The 21,132-nt window shown below is 53.3% G+C and carries 14 protein-coding genes; 4 read left to right on the forward strand and 10 right to left on the reverse strand.

From position 1 onward, the window contains the following. Window positions 1-48 precede the first annotated feature (48 nt). From FBQ85_05120 to FBQ85_05165, 10 genes are all read right to left on the reverse strand, one after another. Window positions 49-5,424 carry a T9SS type A sorting domain-containing protein gene (locus tag FBQ85_05120; protein MDL1874540.1) on the reverse strand — a complete coding sequence of 1,792 codons (5,376 nt, stop codon included), beginning with the start codon at window positions 5,422-5,424 and terminating at the stop codon, window positions 49-51. Window positions 5,425-5,427: 3 nt separating this feature from the next. Next, window positions 5,428-6,633 (reverse strand): TIGR03087 family PEP-CTERM/XrtA system glycosyltransferase, encoded by a 1,206-nt coding sequence (locus FBQ85_05125; GenBank protein ID MDL1874541.1) that lies wholly within the window; start codon window positions 6,631-6,633, stop codon window positions 5,428-5,430. 132 nt (window positions 6,634-6,765) lie between these two features. Continuing rightward, on the reverse strand, window positions 6,766-7,695 hold the full coding sequence (locus FBQ85_05130) for a glycosyltransferase family 2 protein (protein MDL1874542.1): 930 nt from the start codon (window positions 7,693-7,695) through the stop codon (window positions 6,766-6,768). Window positions 7,696-7,706: 11 nt separating this feature from the next. Next, entirely contained in the window at window positions 7,707-9,095 is a 1,389-nt protein-coding gene (locus FBQ85_05135; protein MDL1874543.1) for a hypothetical protein, read from the reverse strand. Window positions 9,096-9,120: 25 nt separating this feature from the next. After that, on the reverse strand, window positions 9,121-10,410 hold the full coding sequence (locus FBQ85_05140) for a glycosyltransferase family 4 protein (GenBank protein ID MDL1874544.1): 1,290 nt from the start codon (window positions 10,408-10,410) through the stop codon (window positions 9,121-9,123). A gap of 153 nt (window positions 10,411-10,563) precedes the next feature. After that, a complete protein-coding gene (locus tag FBQ85_05145) occupies window positions 10,564-11,520 on the reverse strand; it encodes a hypothetical protein (GenBank protein ID MDL1874545.1) in 957 nt (318 codons plus the stop codon). Window positions 11,521-11,541: 21 nt separating this feature from the next. Beyond that, the gene (locus FBQ85_05150) at window positions 11,542-12,840 is read right to left on the reverse strand and encodes a hypothetical protein (protein MDL1874546.1); all 1,299 of its coding nucleotides are present in this window, start codon (window positions 12,838-12,840) and stop codon (window positions 11,542-11,544) included. Window positions 12,841-12,870: 30 nt separating this feature from the next. Then, complete coding sequence (locus FBQ85_05155; GenBank protein MDL1874547.1) at window positions 12,871-14,274, reverse strand: hypothetical protein; 1,404 nt, start codon at window positions 14,272-14,274, stop codon at window positions 12,871-12,873. A gap of 143 nt (window positions 14,275-14,417) precedes the next feature. Beyond that, window positions 14,418-15,686, reverse strand: a complete 1,269-nt coding sequence (locus FBQ85_05160) for a DUF1343 domain-containing protein (GenBank protein MDL1874548.1) — start codon at window positions 15,684-15,686, stop codon at window positions 14,418-14,420. 129 nt (window positions 15,687-15,815) lie between these two features. Further along, window positions 15,816-16,049, reverse strand: a complete 234-nt coding sequence (locus FBQ85_05165) for a hypothetical protein (protein ID MDL1874549.1) — start codon at window positions 16,047-16,049, stop codon at window positions 15,816-15,818. Between FBQ85_05165 and FBQ85_05170 the strand changes: the two genes are divergently transcribed. The 4 genes from FBQ85_05170 (at window position 16,043) to FBQ85_05185 (ending at window position 21,002) form a co-directional block, all read left to right on the forward strand. Further along, window positions 16,043-18,400, forward strand: coding sequence for an FHA domain-containing protein (locus FBQ85_05170; GenBank protein MDL1874550.1), 2,358 nt, complete (start codon window positions 16,043-16,045; stop codon window positions 18,398-18,400). The genes FBQ85_05165 and FBQ85_05170 overlap by 7 nt on opposite strands. A 64-nt stretch (window positions 18,401-18,464) precedes the next feature. Beyond that, a complete protein-coding gene (locus tag FBQ85_05175) occupies window positions 18,465-19,271 on the forward strand; it encodes a Stp1/IreP family PP2C-type Ser/Thr phosphatase (protein MDL1874551.1) in 807 nt (268 codons plus the stop codon). A 136-nt stretch (window positions 19,272-19,407) separates the two neighbouring features. Continuing rightward, window positions 19,408-20,259: an RluA family pseudouridine synthase gene (locus tag FBQ85_05180; GenBank protein MDL1874552.1), complete on the forward strand. Its 852-nt coding sequence runs from the start codon at window positions 19,408-19,410 to the stop codon at window positions 20,257-20,259. Beyond that, a complete protein-coding gene (locus FBQ85_05185) occupies window positions 20,256-21,002 on the forward strand; it encodes an HAD family hydrolase (protein ID MDL1874553.1) in 747 nt (248 codons plus the stop codon). Before FBQ85_05180 ends, FBQ85_05185 begins: the two co-directional genes overlap by 4 nt. The last annotated feature ends 130 nt before the right edge of the window (window positions 21,003-21,132 follow it).

Below are 21,132 nucleotides of genomic sequence, written 5' to 3' on the forward strand. Positions count from 1 at the left end.
TTAGCACGGGTTGGCGCACTGGGGTTTTTATCTGATGTGGTCATGGCTTTATCGCATCACAACTATTTTTTGCACCACTTCGTCGCTGGCTTGATCCGCGCGCGCAATCACTTTATAAAAATAAACGCCGTTTGCCAACGCGTCGCCATCGGCGTCACGGCCATTCCATGCAAAACGATTGAATCCGGCGTTCGCCGGCGCATACTCGAAGGTCGCGATCAAACGTCCGGCCAGCGTGAAGATCTTGATTGTGACTTGCTGCGCGGGTTGCGTTAGATAGTAAGTGAATTCCGTCTCATTTGCAAACGGATTGGGGTAATTCATCACCTCGCGCAGATGCAGCTCGGCATCGACGCGAACTTCGATTTCATCTGCCGCAATATTTTGTGTTGCGTCGCGCACTTCAAACTTGATATGATGCAACCCGGCATCGAGCCGCGGCCGGAACACGACTTCAGCCCGCGCAGCGCCGGCGCTTGTGCTGCTGAACTCCAGATTTCCTGCGGCAGAAGCATATGCCTGGCGTTGACCGTTGAGATAAACTGAAACGAAACTGGTATCGGCAATCGGCAGCACGCTGTCATCAAAAATTTGACACAGGATATGCGGCTGCGGCGCAACATAATCGCCGGACATGACAACATTACCGTCAACGGTTACAGAAAGGCGCGGCGGTTGGGTATCCGTTTTGATAAGAATCTGTTTCGCGGCAAGATTGTTGAACTCAAACGGCTCCGCCAGATTATGCTCCGGATCAACCTCTACATACATCGTCACAAGGCCGCGATAGCCGGCGGAATTCCAGGCGGTGGAAAATTCTCTCGAAGCGTTATATGTTATGCTGGAGGCTTGCAGATTGATTGTGCGTGATCCATGCTCTGCATTTGCATCGCTGTGAGCAAAACGGATCAAAACGTTTTCGCGCGCGCCCCTGGCTTCGGCGTCTTGCAGCTTGAAATTATAAACCTTCGCCGAAATGGTGAGTAAATCGCCTTCCTGCACCGTGTCTGCTGAGAAAGAAATGAAATTAGACGCGATTGCGAGATCACTTGTTTGCTCAAATCCAACACTATACCCGGCCAAATGCGGCGAATCAAGTCCGTCATCATCACTCAGCGTTGCGGATATCTTCAAAAAAGGATATTGCCCGGCTGAAATGCCGGCCAACGGATAACTCTCACCAACAATGTCTGCGGCGATTGTTTCCCAGGCAATGAGACGGTTGCGCCGCCCGGAGATGGCCAAACGAACATGCGAGGCTGGTTCGGCTTGCCAAACAAGTTGCTTCCAGTTTTCGGCAGGCCCGATTTCCGGAGTATGATAGACGCCGCGAGCAAAAAACGGCGTAGCGGTCGAGGTTACCGCTACCTCCCCGCTGCCTGCGCGTTTGTGCGCCTCTGCCGCAGCGCCAATTGTCATGCCCTTCGCACCGATGATGGCCCACGAATCACGCAAAGCAACCTGGCGCGTGAATTGGCTGCCGATGGATTCCAGCGCGCGATGCGCCCGCTCCGTCATGCGGAAGCTGCCGTCATCTTGAATGCCGGCCAGCACGATCGTACGCGGCGGCAGATTCTCAATGAATGCTGCCAAGCTATCCGCAGCAGCGCTTGATGCAAATGTATCAAACGCACGCGGCGGCGCGAGCATTTGCTGTGTTGCAGGATTAATTGCGACGAGATTGTGGCCCCGGCTGTCATCATTGACAAGGTTGAAATTCACAATCAAATAGCAACGATTGCCGTCATCGTGTCCGGCAGCCTGCACTTGTAAGTGCAGAGCGCGAGATATATCGCGCGCCAGCGTCACGCCTGCAGCAACAGGCATGGTGTTTTCAAAATGACCATCATGCAACTGCTCGCCGATTCTGCGCATGCCGGCAAACGGGCTTTGCGTTGCCAGCCAAAACCATTGTGCTTGCCAGGCGCTTGCCGCACCATTCTCAATACTGCGGCTGCGCCAGAAGTATATTCCGTCAGCCAGCGGCGCCGGAACTTGCCAGTTGGTAAGCACTTCTCCCGGCGGCAGCACTGGAGAGACAACTTTGCTTACACCTTCAAAACTCGCTTCTGTGTCCAATTCAAATTGAATGCGCTGCTCATTGGCAGAGGTTGCGGCAGGATTATAAACCACAAGCGTCGGGCGATCCTGATTCAACAGCGCAGCAGTAAACGGCGCCGCTAGCGTAGCAGAGACCGGTGAGAAGTAAATCAGGCGTTCGGCAGTATTGTTTAGCTCATCGAGTTCAGCGATCACATTCTCGGCATCGGCTTCCACGCGCACGAGATATTCGCCGCGCTTGGCAACATTCAACCATGTCACTGTGAGGCTGTCAACAAATCCAATGGGCGGCAGTGTGGGCTGCGCAATGATGAGAGTCTCATGGGTGTTGCGATTGCGCGCGGTGAGGCTCACGCGAACACTGTCGCGGGTTGCCAAACCCAAATTGCGCAACAGGATTTTGATTTGGATTTGCGGCGTTTGTTCAGTCGGTGATTCCGGCGTGATTTGCACAGCCGTTGGTGACAGCACAAGATCAGGCCGCAACGGCAGAGACAAGCGGGTTGCGTGATCGCCCAGCAGCGTGTATTGATCGATGCTATTCACGTTGTTGGTGGCGCTGCCGTAGGCTTCCCATAAACGAATGCGCGCCAGCGTCGTGGCCAGGCCGAGAACACGCACGCTGTCGCGGCTGATGCTGGTAAACAAACTGTCGAGCAAAACGCGATCTTGGAAGATGAAGCCCCACCCGGTTGTTCCCCAAAATGCCGTTGTGCCTTTTTCGGAAGCGCGCAAAAATTCTTCGCCAAAGCTGGTTTGATTGGGCGTTGCGAAGCGCGCCGTGTGGCAGGTCATGCTCGCGATGAAAGGGTATTTGCCGCGATTGCGCAATTCGCTAATGTCGGCATTGATCATCATCAAATCCCAGGTTTGGCTGCCGGCGTGGCCAAGAAATGTCAACATCGCCGCGCCCTGATCAATTGCATCGACGATTTGTGGCTTAAGCTCGCCGATCAAGCGGCCGGGCGTGGTTTTGTAAATGCGTACCGGCTTTCCGCCAATGGGCGGAGCAGAAACGTGCCGCTGAATCAACGTCTCTGCCTGATCATAAAACAATCCCTGCTCATAACTGTCAACGCCGCCGTTTAAAAAAATAAAATCTTTGTTCCACTCTGCCGGCGCCGCGGCTTCGGCAGAAATGATTTTATCAATCACGGCATGCGCCTGTTCGAGATTCTCGATGGGAATGCGTCCGGTAATCATCTCGGGCAGGAAATCATCCTCGCCATCGAAACAAACGAGACGGCTGTCGCTTACGGGATTACCGAAGGACAGAACAAAATTGCGCTTGTAACTGTCTGCGGCATTTTGCTTGGCATCCCAACTGGCATCTCCGAAAAAGCAAACCACACTAGGCCGCGGCCTCTGCCAGTGTTGATAGGCGAATTGCAAAAAGCTTCGTATCGCCTCGGGATGAGGCATGCCATAGTTAAATTCGTCATAGACATCTTCGACAGCAACAACCACAACGCGCAAACCGTCATGTTGGCGGCGATACGAAGCCAGGCGCTCCGCCGCTTCCAGAAATTCGCGCGCGGTCAGCAAAATATAATCTGCTGCGTGAGTGCTTACCCTCCAATCAGATGGTTGATTCGACAGGATTGCCGCAGGCGCTTGGCGCGCTTCTGGTGTTGCAATAAAATAGTCACGATCACCGCGCGCAGAATCCTGGAATGTCACAACAAACTGCTCCGGCGCGGTCTGCCTCAAATCAAAACCAACAAGGCGTTGCAGAGGTTTGCGATCGAACAACTCGATTTCGCTGTTGTGCAGGTTGGTGATTTGATAATATGCGCCCGCCGTGCTCAGGTTGGGAGACGCGCGAAACGCAAGGAAATTGTCCGACGCAACGTATTGCCGCCAATAACGAATATCAACCCAATCAAAGTAGATTTGATCATAAGGCGCGCCCGTATCCGCTAATTCACGCAACTCAAACGCATTCTTGCCTTCGCGCAAAAAGCTGCTGGGGAATGCAGCTTCGAAAATCACCTCTTCATTATCATCGAAGAATACCTCTCCCACGAAATTGCCGTTCAACCAAAATTGCGTATGATGATCGGGGTTCGAGGGCGTGACCGTAACGCCGCGCACACGGGCGCGCAATGTACACGCCGGCGCTTCCGCGGCCACATTCTGCAACAGCAAATCCGTTGTGAAAGACTCCTCGCCGAAGAGCATTTTCCAAACCCAGGTTTCGCCCGGAATCGCGAGCGTGGCGAAAAGTTGCGCATCATTATCGCCATGATAGTAAAGCTCGTCTTCTTCAAAATGCCGCGTTTCCAGGAAATAGCTGGCAAGCGCATGATTGCCGCGGGCGGCGACGCGGCGTTCAGGCATGCGAAGGCCGCGAGTTTTGCTGTGCACGAGCCAATAAACATTGGCATCGGTGTAATCATCAAAAAATGCGCCGGGCGCGCGTTTGCGTTCGCCGAAGAACACCAGCCCCTCGCCTGTTTCAAATAAACTGTCGCCGTCGTCATACGTCTGCAAAGCGACTTCCTCGCCAAGATGAAAAAGTTGTATGGTTGCAGGATCAATCACATGCACATTCCAGCCGGCGGCTGCAAGATCATCAAATGAAACATAAAAAAGCCCATCGGACTTAGTCTCCAATTTCAAAGCCGTCGGGTCCGCGGGAATTTCCCAATTCACATTTGCTTTTTTCATCGCCGGGTTGCTCGCCCGCCAATGCTTGCCCACTTTGAAATTCAGCAACGGCGCCAGCGTTTTTTGTTCAAATGTATCCAACGGCGCTGTCGTTGACATTATGCTTTGCGGCGAATCCGGATAGCGCAATGTCACTTGAACTTCACTATAAAACTCCAACGCCATACCGGAAACATTGCAGGGCAATATTTCAACACGCCCAAGACGAAAGCCGCGCCACCACGCTGTGTCCGCCAGTCGCACTGCCGGCGGCAGTCCAAAAAAAGCGCTGGGCGTGCCGGGAGCATAAGATACGGAATCAGCTTCGCGGTCGATGGTAGGAATGAAAGAAGGCGACAAGCGCTTATCGTGAAAAACTGCAGCGGGTTCGGCGACAAAACTCAATTCCGGAATTCCGGTGGGCGGTAGAAGAATAGTAAAACTCTTGCGTGGCAATGCCGGCAGGCCGGGGTGATGTTGTACGATAAATCCGGGCACAGCAACAACATCGTAATATTCACCGTTGACTTCTTGTTGCGAAAAATGTGGTGCGGGGATGGCAATCGAAAAGCGCAAAACCCGGGCAGAATTTTCGTGAACGATGAGTTGCGCCATGGAAGAAATTGGCAGCAGCAAGAAAGCAAGCGTGCGCAGGAGAATATCCGTTGCACCGCATCTCCCCGGCTTCAACTTTATGTGGTGAGCGTTCTGCATGCGTTAGAATTTGTTCCGGCCTTTAAACGAGTTCACCAGCTCGTTCAACTGCGTCAGCACCAATTCCCAGCTATACTTTTCCTCAATCAGCCGGCGGCCATTGCGGGAGAGTTGCTGGCGCATTCCGGGATTTTCAACTAATCGTGCAATCGCGTCTGCGAACGCGTGAGGCGTGTCGGCCACTAGCGCGTCTTCCTCGGGCCGCAAAGCAATGCCTTCAACACCGAGTGAGGTTGCGACAACCGGCGTGCCGGCAGCCAGCGATTCCAGAACTTTGTTCTTTGCGCCCGCGCCGGTGCGCATCGGACAGATCGAAAGCGCAGCCTGTTGCAAGTAGGGCCTCACATCCGGCACATAGCCGGTCACCGTCACATTGGGATGGCGGCGCAACGCAAGAATTTCCGCGCCCGGCTCGATGCCAACAATGTTGAATTGCATTTTCGGAAAGCGCTGTACGACCAGCGGAAAAATTTCATCGTAAAAATATAACGCCGCGTCTTTGTTGGGAAATGTGCTCATTTTGCCCATAAACACGATGGTGTTGGGATCATATTGGCCGCTGGCATAATGAAAATAACTGAGATCAACCGCCGGGCCAATAACTTGCACTTTGTTTGCCGCCGTGAACCGGCTGAGATAATCCCGATCAACCGGCGAGATGAGCAGATTGCAGTCGAACCAATCGACGACTTGCGCTTCGTAATTCCGGATGCGCCGGCTTTCCACTTTTTGCGCAAGGTTGTAGGCGCTCAGATGATTCCGCCTTTGCAGGACTGCACTGCGTTCATAATTCATGCTCAAGGCGTCGGTGAGATCCATGATTTTCGGCAGGCCATTCATTTCATGAATATAATCCGCCATGCGCGCGAGATGCACGAAGATGAGATCGAAATTCTCCCGCGCCAGATGGGCGCGAATCAGGCTGCGCATCTCGTCGGAACGGTAGTAATGCACTTGCAGCGGCTTGCGCGAGAATAATCCGGCGAGACAATTGAGATAGGAACGCCGGGGATCAAGCATGACGGTTTCAAAGCGTTCGACATGCTTTGCAATCGGATGCAGATTCTCCATTTCATCCGGTCCCGCGGCGAACGAGAGCAGGGTGACGCGATGCTGTTGCGACAACGCTTTTATGAAATGAAACGCGCGCAAACGATCGCCGCCAAGAGGCGGATAAGGTACACGAGAGGTGAGGAAAAGAATTTTCATCAAGCCATGGAAATGAGGTTAGGCATATTGAGCGCCATGTCCATCAGCGTCAGATTTACTGACTTGCGCCGGCTTGGCTGGCCAAAAACTGGCGAACGTTCCTGAACGTTCCGATAACATTCGACAAACGCATTAACGAACAACCGCAGGATGCCGATTCGCCCCGGTTGCAAAGCTATCACGACAACCTTGCCAAATTGCTTGCATTTGCCGCCACCGATCAGAACCGCCGCAGCTAGCGACATACAGCATGCGAAAACCGCAATAAACTGTCAGATGCAGCATGAGCAGCCAACCCCGGAATGCGAAGCTGCGCCCGCGTTGCAGCACGCGATAGCGATTGCGCGTTTGATAATAAAGGTACGCCGGCGTCAAATTCTGGCCTACGCCTGCGCCGACTTTGTGTTGCAGAGCGGCCTGCGGCGTAAACAGCAACTTCACTCCCGCACGTTGCGCGCGCTGGCAAAAATCGACATCTTCATAATACAAAAAAAGTGATTCATCGAGCAATCCAATTTTTGAGAAAACCGCGGCGCGTATCAGCATGGCGCAACCGGTTATGAAACTTACTTCTCTCTCCTTTTGAAATTTCGGATTATCGGGTTGATTGAACCCGAAATGACTGGTATTTCCCAGCCAGGCATTAATGCTGCCGCCCGCAAACCACAGGCGATCCGGCCGTTGTTGATAAAAAATTTTGCAGCCGAAAATATCTGCTTCTGGATGCCGTTCCGCGGCGTTGACAAAATTTGACAAAAAATCCGCAGACATTGTGGTGTCATTGTTCAGCAACAAAATCAAATCCGCGCCCTGCGCGAGGGCATGTTGAATACCAAGATTGTTGCCTCCTGCGCAGCCGAGATTGCGGTCCGTCCGCAGCAATTCTATCTTGTCTCGGAAATCCTGTCGCAATTGATTACAAGCCTGCTGAGATGAGCCATTATCAATCACCAACAATTGTGTTTGCGCGTTTTCGATCCTGTTCTGCAAAAGCAAACGCACGCAGTCGCGCGTGTCCTCGTATTTATTCCAATGTAAAATGATGACCCAAAGGCGTGTCATGGCATCGAAAATTAGTCAAGGCCACTCTGCAAGGACAAACGCTCGAGCAGGCCCATACAAACGCCGGCGAGAATAGCGGCTGTCGGATTGGCGCTGTCGCCGAGGTTGGTTAAATTGAGCGCCAGAAAAATCAGCATACCGAGGCCGAAAGCGCGCATCTCCGGCGCGTTCAGCAATTGCAGGTCGCGTGCTCGACTGCGCAGATAAAACATCAGCCAAACCAGCAATGCCAGCAATCCCAAAATGCCGAAACGGTAAAGCAGCGCGAGATAAGGCAAATGAAATTGCGGAAACCATCCGCGGCTGATGGCCAGATAAGATTTCGGATAACTGAACGAATCGAGCGGTTGTTCTGTGATTTCCTGCCATTTCGTGCCAAGCCCCATGCCGATTACGTAGGCATAGGGCCGGCGCTCCATGTTGGCGAACATGTTTTTGATCTCTGCCCGGCGGATATCACCGCCATGTTGCAGGCCGATTTCACTCGCCATATCTAGAGATTGCACGGCGCGCGCGACGCCACTAATCGACTCCGGCACAAATCCACGTAACAAAAAAAATAAAACGGCGAGAGCAAAAGTCCCCTTCACAAAAACGCGCCAGGATTGCCGCGCCCGCCACCAGTTTAGCCCCGGCCCGGCCAGCAATACAAACATGAGGCCGGCAACGAGCAAAAGGTAATTGAAGCGGCGCGCGCTGAGCAAAATCAACAACACCGCGGCGCCCCACAACATCCAGTGGCGCCAACGCAATTCATAATTTCTGCCTTCTGCATTTCGCGTTAACAAGTGAACGGTAGGCACGGCAAAGATAAACGGGTAAAGCATGGTCATTTGATCATAAAGCACGATCGGCAAACCAAAGGGTCGCATGGTTGCAATCACGCCGGCTAAAATCAAGCAGAAACGCACAATGCCATAAACAATCAGCAAAAGCGAGAGCAGAAGCATCCAACGCGCTGCCTGTACTGCTTGTTCGCGTGTCTTGAGATAATTGATGGTCAAAAAATACATCAGACAAAGATAAACGGCCGGTAATCCTGCAATCACCGCGCGTTTCGCTTCTGTCGTGCCGTAGCCCAGCGGCATTCCTTCGACATGCAGCAGGCCAACCGTGAATCCGAATACCATAATTGCGGCCAGCCCCCAGGCATTTTCCGGACGGCCCAGGGAAAGATGCAATTGGCGCGCTATGAGGCTGCGCAGGAGAAGATGCAAAAACGCGATTGCGAGCAGAGCATCCCAAATGCTGAACAAACCGCCGGCGCGATGATAGATCGAAAAGAACTCCGCTTGCTGCTTGACCGTGGGCGCCGCGACAGAATAGGGCAGAAAATAAAATGCTGCGAGCAGTAAATAGAGCGGCCATTGCTGATGATAGTTTTTGAATAATCTCTTCATGCGCGTTTACGATTCTGCGTTAAATTCACGCATCGGACAAGCAGGCGGCAAGAATTTTAGCCAACGCTGCAGTCAACTGCTGGCGCTGATATTTGGTATGCGGCCTCGCGTCGAATGCGATCCCGCCGTTGGCTTTCTGTGCTATCCAATTTTGCAGCGTTGCGGCTATGGCTGCTGTATCGTCCTCGGCGAAAACGAATCCCAGGTTCTCATGCTCGATCAGTGTTCTGGCCATGCCGGGCGGGCCGAGCGCAAGAATGGGCCGTTGCGCGCCGATATAATCAAACAGCTTGCTGGTGAGCATGTTTGCGGCATGCGGCAGATTACCGATGAGCAAAAGCAAAACATCGGCTTCGACGAGATGGCGCAACGATTCGCGATAAGGCAAATACTCGAACACCTCGATGTGCTGTGACAAGCCGCTGTCTTGAATGGCGCGGCGATCGGCCTGCGGAATGACGCCGAGAAGCTTCAACCGCAACGGCATTTTCGCCCCGAGCCGTTGCATCACAAAAAGAAAAGGTTGAATGCTGCGCCACGGAAACAACGTTCCGCTGTGAACGAGAGTGAAGCGATCGGAGCGCGGCGTGGCCAGGGTTTTCTCAAAATCCGCAGGATCAAAACCATTGGTGATGACATGGACGCTCTCCGGCGCAAGCCCGGATATCTTTTTTAGCAGATGTTGGCGCATTTCATCCGATACAACGATAATTTGTTGCGCCTGCCGCAGCACTTTTTTTTCGAGATCATCATCGAGTTTTGTGCGCCAGCGTAAATTCCAAGGGTTGTAGCTTTCAGGATATTGATCCCACAAATCACGCAGATCAGCCGCCCAGGGCAAACCCGTGTGATGCGATAATCGTTGCGCAATGACATGCGCCGTGTTGGGCGGCCCGCTCGAATAAATGACATCAATTTTGTTTTGCTGCACAACGCGCTTTCCGGCTCTCACCGCAAATGGCAGCCATCCGACATGCTCGTCCGGAATGAAGGCACAAGTGAAGAAGAGATTCTTCACGCCAGCCAGCAGACGCCGGCTGCGCGTATTCCCCGAGCGCGGCATGCCCGCGCGATGCCCCAAAGCCTTGCGGAAGAAACGCGCCGGCAAAATTGCGGGCGTTCGCGTGATCGCAAGATCTTCCGGCACCTCCTGCAACAAGGAATCATCATGCATAAGATGATGCGAGTCGCGCACCGTCAACAAATGCGGTTTCCAGCCGAACTCCGGCAAATAACGCACGAATTTCAACGTGCGTTGCGTGCCGCCGCCGCCAAGCGGTGGAAAATAGTATGCCACGATTAGGACATTGGGCATAGGGTTTTGTAAATCATTTCGTATTCGTCCGAAAAGCCGTTGCCTGAGCGGTTGAGACTGGAGGTAATTGAAAAACGCTTGAGTTTTTTAATGCAACGGCCAAGCCGTTGCAGGAACAAAATCAAAAAATAGTATGCCTTTGGACGGCACTATTTAAGACGATTTGCGCGCTGGATTGAATTGCATTCGCCGGCGCACGGCCCAGGCGCGTTCTGCAAGCCAATGGCATGAGCGCTTGACTCGGCTTTGGCGATATGTACGCCAACGTTGACTCGTTGCAAGAAATTCCTTTTCATCCGCCAGTTTGCCGAGGGCACGTAAGAGTTGAACATGCAAATCATGATAGCCGGCGTTGGCAATTTGCCGCCGGCGCAGATCATACAAACTGCCATAACCGGTCTCAAAACGCGGCAAGAGTGTTCGAATGCCGGCCAGAACCTTTTGATACACACGCGCCAACGCTTCGTCTTCGACAATCTGCAAGTATTCCGCCAATCCGAGGGCGGCAAAGAGAGCGCCGTTCAAGACGTGCATTGGCGGATTCGCCGGGAACTCTTCCAAAAAAAGTTGGTCATTGGGCAGGGCATAGGCAACGCCGCCGTCAAAGATGGAATACTGAAAGGGCTGCAGTGCGCGCCGGGCAGATTCCAAAAATTGTTTTTTATTAAACGCGTGATAGGCGCGCACCAGCACGGAGACGGCCAGGCCTTGCGCCATTGCGCTGATCCATGCCCCGGGCACGTATTCGAGCAATACCGGCAAGTGCGGCATGGGGAAACGATGCAACCACACGCCGCCGGTGTTGCGCGCCTCGACTTGATACTGCAGAAACCACTCGGCAACCTCGCGAAAGCGTCGTACAAACAAATCCAGCTTATGAAAATTGCATTGCGCAAAATTACCGAGAGCAAAAAAAGCAAGCGTCACAGGAGTGTAATGCGTTCCAATTTTGCCGGCATGCTTAATGTGGTTTCTTGCGAAGAGGCGATCATAATCGACCAAGGGCAGGCCGGCGGCATCAAACGGCCCGTAGTCCTGGGTTAGAATGCGCTGAAAAATATCATGCACTGAAATGGGATAAACTGGGATGTTTGTACGTGAATTCTGCATGACGATGGGCTACCTTGCCGCTTACCTCAGCGCGAATTTTTGCCACAGCTCGCGTACGAACCGCCAATCGTCCGGCTGCAGAATAAAAATTTTTCCGAGCGTAATGCCGGCAAAGCGGCGCAACCAAAGAATCATCAACAACGCCATCAAACTAAAGCTCAGGCTCATAGCGATGGCAGCGCCGGCAATGCCCCAGCGCGGGATCAACAACAGATTCAAAACGACATTGGCGAGCAAACCGGCAAGGCTCACGATCGTGTTCCACTGCGCGTGGCCGCTGCCGAGCGCGTAGCTGGCAATAACTTTGTTGACGCTCATCGCGACGATGCCGAGGTAGCTCAGATGCAGCGGCAGTACCGCAGGCAAAAAATCTTCACCAAAAGCATACGTTACGAGAAATTGATCGATCTGCCACAACAACGACACAATCAAACTCGTGGCAAAAAAAACAAGGCGCACGAGACGCGGCGCCAACTGGCGCATCTCGTCCGGTGGGCGCGCGCCGGATGACGGTAACAACACGACACCGATGCTGCTGGGCAGAAACCACAAGCTCTCGGCAAAGAAGGTTACAATCGAATAAAAGCCGGCATGCTTGACATCCAGAAAAAAGCCGACGAGCAAGACATCGATGCGATACAATAAAAATGAAAAAAGTTCGGCGAGATAAATCGTCCAGCCCTGCTGGAATTGCAGTTTCCAGACGCTGGCATTGAAGGTATACGCCTCTCCCCTTCCCAAGCGCAGCTTGAAGATCAACATTGCCGCCGCGCCCACAAAGCTTAGCACGTATGCCCACAAGCCGGCCAAAACGTTGCGCAATCCGCCGAAAAAGAGCACGGCAAAGCCGCACAAAAAAAGCAATGGCCGCAGCACGTTTGCCTTGCTGTACAACTCAAATTGCTGGCGGCCTTGCGACAAGCCAAGCAGGCAATTGAAAAGAATGTAAAACGGAATTCCCCAAGCCATGAGCTGCGCGTGTTCCACTGGAACGTCTTGCAGGAACGCCGGCGCCCAATGATCCGCGTGCCACGCCAGCATCAACGCGGCGAGGCCGCCGACAATCAGCCCAAAGAGCAAGGAATGCGAAAACAGGGTTTTGGCAGGAAGGCGATTTTGGCTGGCAAATACCGCGTTCGACGTGCCCAGGCCGAACGTCAACAGCATCGCGGCGGCGCTCGCGAGGGCGTTGAGCAACGCATACTCGCCGCGCGCTTGCGGGCCCAGCAGGCGCGCGAGCATCAAACCGCCGACCGCCATGAACGCGTAAGAGGCCGCGCGTGCGATGAAGATGAGAAGGCTATTCTGTGCGATTCCCAAGGCCGCGAATGAGTTGGTGTGGAACGAGCATCATTCCATTTTGGCGACTAATACCGTCATGTCGTCATGTTGTTTGGCATAACCAATGAAGGTTTTCACATCATCCATGATGCGCTGGCAGAGCGCCTTGGCGTCGAGCCCCTGGTTGGCTGTAACAATTTCCGCAAGGCGATCCTCGCCGTATTCTTCCCCGTTGACATTGCGCGCGTCAGAAACGCCGTCCGTATAAAACACCAGCACCTCGCACGATTGCAATGGAATTTCGATCTCTTGAACATTGCGCTCAAAATGCGCGCGCGGGGCCAGGCCCAAACCGACTCCCGGAGGCGCAAGAAAGGCATGCGCTTCATTGCGGCAATAAAGCGTGGCGTTGTGCCCGGCGCGGCTCATGCGCACGCGGCGCTGCTGGACATCGAACAGCGCATAGGTCAGCGTGATGAAGGAATTTTTTTCGATGGTGCCGAACAGCAAATCGTTAACCGTTGCGAGGAATTGCACCGGCGACTCGTGCAAATGATTCAGCGCGCGCACAATGCCTTGCAATTTACTCATGTAGAGCGCCGCGGAGGTGCCTTTGCCGGAAACGTCGCCCACCAAAACGCCGAGCTTGCCATTGCCAAATTCCAAATAGTCGTAGTAATCGCCGCCAATTTCCGTTGCGCTGACGCATGCGCCGGCAATCGATAAGCCTGCGATCGTCGGGTTTTTGCGCGGCAGCGAGTGCATTTGAATCACACTGGCTACCGCCAATTCTTTTTGCAGACGCGCTTGTGACTCACGCAACGCCTCCAGGTTCTGAAAATTTCTCAGGCGCAACTGATAGATCATCGTCGTCAAGCCGGTACAAACGAAGGTGATGGTCAGATAAAATGACAATGGAATGTCGGCCAGCACGTTCGCAAACGAGGCTGCCTGTCCCACCATGAAAAAACTCATGACGCAATTGATGACAATCATTAACAAGCCGACCAACGCGACCGAGAGCGGGCGCAGCGGCACAACAGCGGTGAGAATCAGTAATGCAATAATGAAAGGCGGGTAGGTCGCGGCGTTTCCCTTAAAAAGGCCGGCAAACGTCGCAATCGTTTCAGCGGCAATGGTGCAGATGATAACCACGACATTGGGCGCGGTACGGCCAAAACTCGTGCGCGAGAGCGACAGGCCGGAAATGCCCACGATGATGACGGCAAAATTTTCAAGATTGTTGACGGCAAGCTGAACCCAGCTATAACCGCGCTGAAAATACCAGATTGCAGCTTCGATAAAAAACGCAACGCCAGGAAGCAGGATAGCAACAACGGTCGCAAATTGCAAACCGAGCACGCCGAGACGGCGAATTTCAGCTTCGAATTCTTTGCCATGATCTGTTGCTCTCGGCGCCAATAACTGCCATAAATGCCAGAGCGGAGAACGGCGTACGTTCGGGGTTGACATCGCGCCTGTGTTGTTTCGTATCTGTTCGAAAATGACATAACCTCGGGCAGGCCGAGGTTGGCGGAGACTTTGGGCCGCGAGAACTTTTGAATAGTTGATGCAACAGCCGGGCCGTTGCAAGAATCTTATCTCAAAGACGGAGACTATTTGTAAAGCAAATACGGCTGCCGCTGCTTTCGAAATTTTTTCGCATCCTGCTCAATACGTTTCCAAACCGCCGCGCTCGATTCATTCGCCGTAATCATGTCATAAACCCAAGCGACGCCGCTCAAACGCGCCATGCCTTCCGGGCGCATTTTGAACTCGTTGGGATAAAGTTGTTGGAGAGCAACCAGCAACGCAACACCAAATTTGACCGGAGCAAATTTCGCAGAATCCGTTACGCGCAATTTCAGGCCATGGCATTTCTCGCCTTCGTATTTTGGATTCATCGCCATGCCGGGCAAATCAACAGGCGTAAACGAAATCGGCGTGAGTGCAATGCCCTCGGCCTCCGCTTGCAAGTGTTTTGCAAGAGCATCAGAATCAATCCAGGGCGCGCCGAACATCAAGAACGGTTCGTGTGTGCCTCGACCTTCGGAAACATTCGTCGCCTCCAACAAACAAACGCCGGGATAAACGAGCGTCGTCGCGAGCGTGGGTATATTTGGCGAGGGCGGGATCCAATTTATATCCGACGCGGCCAAGACCTGACGCCGCCAGCCTGTGACGGGAATGACATGCAATTTTGACCAGGAACGGTTCACGGACTTTGTGGTGTCGTCTGAATAAATCCATCTCTCGCCTAAAAACATGCGCGCCAGCTCACCGGTGGTCATGCCATGTTGCAATGCAATGGGATGAATGCCGACGAATGAACGATGTTTCGGGTCGAGTACCGGACCGGCAACGCGATCACCCAGCGGATTGGGGCGATCCAAAACATACATTTCAATATTTGTTTCAGCAGCCGCTTCGAGCGCAAGCGCCATGGTGCTGATATAGGTATAGAAACGCGCGCCCACATCTTGAATGTCAAACACCAGCGCATCAATGCCCTGCAACATCTCGCGCGTGGGCTTGCGCGTCGCGCCATAAAGGCTGTAAACCGGCAAGCCGGTGGCCGAATCAACTTGATGACCAACACTCGCGCCGGCTTCGGCCGAACCGCGAATGCCATGTTCCGGGCCGAACAGGGCAACTAGGTTCACGTTCGCTGCTTGCTTGAAGAGATCGGCAACATGGCGGCCTTTGCGATCGACGCCGGTTTGATTTGTGATCAACCCAATTTTTTTCCCGCGAAATTCCCGGAAATCGCCGGCCACAACTTGCTCGAGTCCCGTTTGTGTTAGTTCTTTGTCTTGAGAGAAAAGTGTGCCGGTGGCAAGATAGAAAAAAGTAAACGCGCAAAAAACCAATGTCGAAGCATTCATTTTCAGGAGGTCGCAGATGTGTTTAACGTAGTGCTTGTAACAAGTTTTAACGGGCTGCAATATAGCAAAAGGATTAGTGTCGTGCAAGTCGAGTTATGCGAGAGGCATATTCGCCAACATTCTGGCGATCTAGAAATCTGAGATGACTGCATCCGGTTTGGTTGCCGCAAAAAAGGCTTGCTTTAATGGGCGAAATCCGTTAATTCGACTATCCGCGCAGCTTTTGCTTTCCGGTTTTAATTTTTTAATTTTCCGGGCGCATGCCCAGGCATTTTCAGGCAAGGATTTTGCTAAAATCATTCTGTTGCTGATTTTCTTGTTTTGCTCAGGACATTTTTCATCTGGAAAGGATTTCCATGACACCCGATTTCGCAGTACAGCCGGACGGCGTGTTCGTGCTCGATCAGCTGGTACGCCTGCCGGAGATTCTTGATTTACTCATTGTCGGCGGCGGGCCCGCAGGCACGGCGATCGCGTTTCGCGCAAAAGAACTTGGTATTGCAGCGTTGGTGGTCGACTTCGATGATTTGATGAAACGCATTCGCGATTACCCGAAGGACAAGCTCATTCTGCCCGATTATGGCGGCGGCGATCAAATGAAGTTTCCCAAGGGCGGTGAGTTGACGCAAGCCTTGCATTTCGGCCCGATGGATAAAGATGACATGTGCCGGTTGTGGAAGAGTTATTACTGCAAGTTCAACATCCCGGCGCAAATCGGCGTTGAGTTAACCGGCATGCAGCGCCGCAGCGACGGGATTTGGCAGGTCAAAGCTTATAACTATAACACCAAAGCCGAGCAAACGTATTTCGCCAAACACGTTGCCATCACCATTGGCCGCGGCGTGCCGCGCCGCTTTGACATTCCCGGCAACACGGAGGGGATTGCGTATCGTTTGACGGATGCCGCGCTGTATGTCGGCGAACCGGTGTGCGTGCTGGGCGGCGGCACCTCGGCTGCCGAAGCCGTCATTGCGATTTCGCATGCGAAAGCAAAGGCCAACGACGAAAGCGCGGTGTATTGGTCTTATCGCAGCGACAAATTGCCCAAAGTTTCAAAAGCCCTGGCGGATGTTTTTTTCGAGGCCTATGTCAGCAACGGCAATATCCGCCAATTTCCCTACAGCGAGCCGGTGGCCGTGGTCACAGCGGAAGATCGCAAAGACTATCTCTCGGTGCGCACGGATCGCCGCCGCATTCCGGGCCGGCCCAATGAAACCGTGCATCTCGAATTCAACAAAGAGTTTTGCGTTGCCTGCATTGGCGAGGATATCCCCGAAACGTTGTTGAACACGCTGGGCATTTATATGACGACCGGCGGGCCGAACGGCAAAAAACGTTTCGTGGTTAATCCGTTGCTTGAAACCCAGCAGCCGAATGTTTATCTGCTCGGCGATATTTTAAGCCCGGCCTATTTCGAGACGGATGATTTCAATGCCGATCCTGCCGGATTCCGCGAAATCAAACGCCGCGGCAACATCAAAGCCGCGTTGCGCGATGGCGTACTGGTGGCTGAGGCGATCGCACAAAAACTTGCCGGCAAAACCGATATTCGTGTTGAACTTGATTTTGCCGAACAACCCGAACCAGCGCCACGACTCAAGAATGCCACCGTTATAGTTGAAAGTGAAGGCCCGCCCGCTGCAAGTCTCGCTGCGGCGCGCGCGGTTGACGACAACACGGCCTACCTCATTCGCATTTTGCCGGGCAATGTCGAAGCCGAGGAGTTTCCGCTCAAACGCGAAGGCATTACCAGCATTGGTCGCAACAGTTGCGATTTAACGTTCACCGACGATTTGCTGCTCTCTGAAAAGCATGCTTCACTCTTGCACGATCCGGCGGAAGGCGGATATTTTTTGCGCGATGACGGCAGTGTGAACGGCGTTTTTTTGAGATTGAAAGAAGCGCGGCCACTCGAAATTTCTGCCGGCAGCCTGGTGCGGGCGGGGAAGCAATTTTTGTTGTTCGGTATGGAAAAAGGCGCGCCGCTGTTTGTGCATTTTGATCAAAATGGCAAACAACTCGAGCGCTATCAAATTCCCGAGCGCACCATTGTTCTGGGCCGGGAAGCGCCGGACATCACGCTCGACGCCAAAGACATGACGCTCTCGCGCCGGCACCTGGCCGTCAGCATCAAAGCGGGTAAGGTTTCGGTCAAAGATTTGGGCAGCGCCAACGGCACTTTCCTCAAAGTGAAAAGCGCGGTGCGCCTGGAAGAGGGCGATCAATTTCGCGCCGGACAGCAACTCTTCAAGTTACGCTTGAAGCAGGAGCCGGAGCGCCGCACCGTGTTGTTCAACACCAAGTCCGGGCTTGCTGCGCCTGCAACGCCAGTCAAAAAACAACCGCAGAAGCCGGTGAGCGCGCCGGCAGCGAATAAACCAGAGCCTTCTCGCTCGCCCGCGGCGGGAATTAAAAAGCCGGAAGGCATGGTCGTGGTATTCAAGAATGTCAACAAAACGATCCCCTTCAAAGCAGGGCAATCGATTTGTGAACTGGCGGAAAAGAACGGCATCAAAATAAAGGCCGATTGCCACATCGGGAGTTGCGGTATTGACCCGATTCGCATTTTGTCCGGCATGGAAAACATGAACGCCATCGGCGACGAAGAACAAGGCACACTCGAAGATATCAATAAACTCAAGCCGGGCGAATATCGCCTGGCCTGCCTGGCCAAACCTAAGGGGCCGGTCGTAGTAGAAATTTTGGAAAAATAATTTGGGCGCTGGAGGCCGAGCAACGAGCCTCCGGCGATTGGCATGATTAAATTTTCATGATCCTATGGAACAGGGGTTGAGCATTACCTTCAGCAGTGCGTCTGATCGCGGCTTAAAGCGCGAGGACAATCAAGACAGTTGCGGAAAATTCCCGCAGGATGATTCGTCATTGCAAACGCCGAGGGGCCAGCTTTTTGTGGTCGCCGACGGCATGGGCGGCCATGCCGGCGGCCGCCATGCCAGCCAGCTCGCCGTGCAGGCGCTCGGCGAGGCATACTTTGCGGCAACGCCCGAAGACATTCGCCAGTGCTTGCAGCAGGCAGTTGCCGTCGCCAATCAGCGCATTTACGAAGCTTCGACCACGAGTTACGAATTCTACGGCATGGGTACGACGTGTACCGCGCTGGTTTTGCAGGGCGAGGCCGCGCACATCGCGCATGTGGGCGACAGCCGGGCATATCGCATTACCTCCGATAACATCGAACAACTCACGCAGGATCATTCCAAAGTAGCTGAGATGCAACGGCTGGGCATCATCACCGAAGAGGAAGCCAAACGCCATCCGGAAAAATCGCATCTCTATCGCGCACTCGGCATTTATACCGACCTCGAAGCGGATATCATCACCGGCCTGGCGATCAAACCCGGCGATCATTTTTTGTTGTGCACCGACGGTCTCGCTAAAATTGGCGCACAGGAACTCAAAAAAATCATTCTCTCGCATTCGCCTGCAAAGGCGTGCAAAAAGCTCATCGCCCTTGCCAACGCCCGCGGCGGCGACGATAATGCAACGGTGCAAATCGTGCGCGTGCGCAAGACAGGCACATCAAAACGAAATTTCTTTTCTTTGTTTACAAGACTGCGGCGCTGAGAAGAAATACTCAAGCGAGCGCCTCGACAAAACAAAACATGAAATGGTCCTCTTAAAAGCTGCGGGATTGAAATAAAACGAGGAGAGCTATGATCGACTTGCACTATTCTTTAATCATCGAAGCGACCAAAGATCCATCTTTCTCACGACGACGAACAACGATAAAGGCATCTTCTCCTCAACTAAAACAACGCTTGTTGGCGAATCCATAATGCCGAACCATCGTGACCTGCATTATTTCGATCGTGACCGGCAGCAAAAATGGCGCATTGCGATCTTGCATGAAGATGAAACCCTGCTTGTGCTCAACAAGCCCGCCGGGTTGCCGGTGATTCCCGAGCGCTGGCACCCGGAGTGGCCGTGCCTGCGCAGCATTGCCGAGGAAAGACTGGGCTTGCCTCTCTTCGTCGTGCATCGCATTGACGCCGGCACCAGCGGACTCATTCTGTTTGCAAAAACTGAAGCCAGTCATCGCGATCTCAACCAGCAATTCGAACACCATCATGTCGAAAAAATTTATCATGCGCTGGTCAGCGGCGAAGTGGTTGAAGATGCGCTCACCATGCAACAACCGCTGGCAGAGCATCCGCACCGGCCGGGCATGATGGTCGTGTCGCGCGACGGCAAGCCCGCCGTCACGCTGATGCGCGTGCTGGAACGATTTCGCGGGGCCACGTTAGTTGAGGCGCAGCCGCAAACCGGGCGGCAACACCAGATTCGCGTGCACTTGCAGGCGCTCGGTCACCCGCTGCTGGTTGATTCGCTGTACGGCAATGCCGAGGCTTTTTTTCTGTCATCGATCAAACCGGGCTTTTATCGCAAACCCGAGGAGCCAGAACAGCCCCTAATCAAACGCTTGACATTGCACGCGTGCGCGTTGCAGTTTCATCATCCCCTCTCCCACGCCCCCACCGGCTTCACCGCGCCGGCGCCAAAAGATTTTCAAGCGGTATTGAAAAATCTGCGCAAGTATGCGCATCGGAAATGATGTGCATCCTTGCCTCGTGGCGCAGAACAAAAATCACAATACTTGAGGAAAATTTAATGTCGACCACACAAAACATTCAGGCCGTTATCTTCGACGTCGGTCAAACCATTTTTTCGCCGGATTACATTTTCTTGCAAGACATGCTTGCCAGTTTTGGCGTGCAAACCACGCTGGATGATTTGGGCAAAGGCGCTGCGTTGGGTCGGGAAAAATTTTTCCGCAACGCCAACGGTGAACAGTGGAAGGATTATTTTGTATTTTGGCTGCGCTATGTGGGCGCGCAGACGCAGGATCTGGAAACCATGCTCAAACTCATTCATGAACGCCATCACCGCGAGTATTTGTGGAACTATCTTGAGCCGACCGCGCGGCAGACGTTTACTGATTTAAAGCAACTCGGATTGCGCCTCGGCATCGTTTCCAACGCTGATGGCAAAGTTGCCGGCTTGATGCAGCAGCATCACCTCGATCATTTTTTTGATTGCATTATCGACTCGCATGTCGTCGGCGTGGAGAAACCCTCTCCGGCGATCTTTGCCTTGGCGCTGAACCAGTTGCAGGTGCCGGCGGCAAGTTGCTATTACGTGGGAGACAATTACGATAATGATGTGGTGGGCGCGCGTAATGCCGGCATAACGCCGATTTTAATTGATCCGTTTGAGGTCGTACCCGAGAATGACGTGGTGAGAATTAAGACGCTGGCGGAGGTGGTTGGCTTGGTGAAAAAGTCTCACGCGAGTTAACCCTCGCCTTCAACCTCTACCAGACAAAAACTGACCGAAAACGTTTTGTCTTGGCGCTAGTGCACTGTTACCTTAATTTTTTGTAGTCCCACCCCCTTGTGGGGTGCTGCTGCAGCCAATAAATTCGCGG

The organism is Cytophagia bacterium CHB2, assembly GCA_030263535.1.
Lineage (GTDB): Bacteria > Zhuqueibacterota > Zhuqueibacteria > Zhuqueibacterales > Zhuqueibacteraceae > Coneutiohabitans.

What these genes read in the sequence shown, in the direction of transcription:
- FBQ85_05125 (MDL1874541.1), bottom strand. Translation starts at nt 6,633, where the DNA reads ATGAAAATTCTTTTCCTCACCTCTCGTGTACCTTATCCGCCTCTTGGC.
- FBQ85_05120 (MDL1874540.1), bottom strand. Translation starts at nt 5,424, where the DNA reads ATGCAGAACGCTCACCACATAAAGTTGAAGCCGGGGAGATGCGGTGCA.
- FBQ85_05130 (MDL1874542.1), bottom strand. Translation starts at nt 7,695, where the DNA reads ATGACACGCCTTTGGGTCATCATTTTACATTGGAATAAATACGAGGAC.
- FBQ85_05145 (MDL1874545.1), bottom strand. Translation starts at nt 11,520, where the DNA reads ATGCAGAATTCACGTACAAACATCCCAGTTTATCCCATTTCAGTGCAT.
- FBQ85_05140 (MDL1874544.1), bottom strand. Translation starts at nt 10,410, where the DNA reads ATGCCCAATGTCCTAATCGTGGCATACTATTTTCCACCGCTTGGCGGC.
- FBQ85_05175 (MDL1874551.1), top strand. Translation starts at nt 18,465, where the DNA reads ATGGAACAGGGGTTGAGCATTACCTTCAGCAGTGCGTCTGATCGCGGC.
- FBQ85_05185 (MDL1874553.1), top strand. Translation starts at nt 20,256, where the DNA reads ATGATGTGCATCCTTGCCTCGTGGCGCAGAACAAAAATCACAATACTT.
- FBQ85_05155 (MDL1874547.1), bottom strand. Translation starts at nt 14,274, where the DNA reads ATGTCAACCCCGAACGTACGCCGTTCTCCGCTCTGGCATTTATGGCAG.
- FBQ85_05135 (MDL1874543.1), bottom strand. Translation starts at nt 9,095, where the DNA reads ATGAAGAGATTATTCAAAAACTATCATCAGCAATGGCCGCTCTATTTA.
- FBQ85_05160 (MDL1874548.1), bottom strand. Translation starts at nt 15,686, where the DNA reads ATGAATGCTTCGACATTGGTTTTTTGCGCGTTTACTTTTTTCTATCTT.
- FBQ85_05170 (MDL1874550.1), top strand. Translation starts at nt 16,043, where the DNA reads ATGACACCCGATTTCGCAGTACAGCCGGACGGCGTGTTCGTGCTCGAT.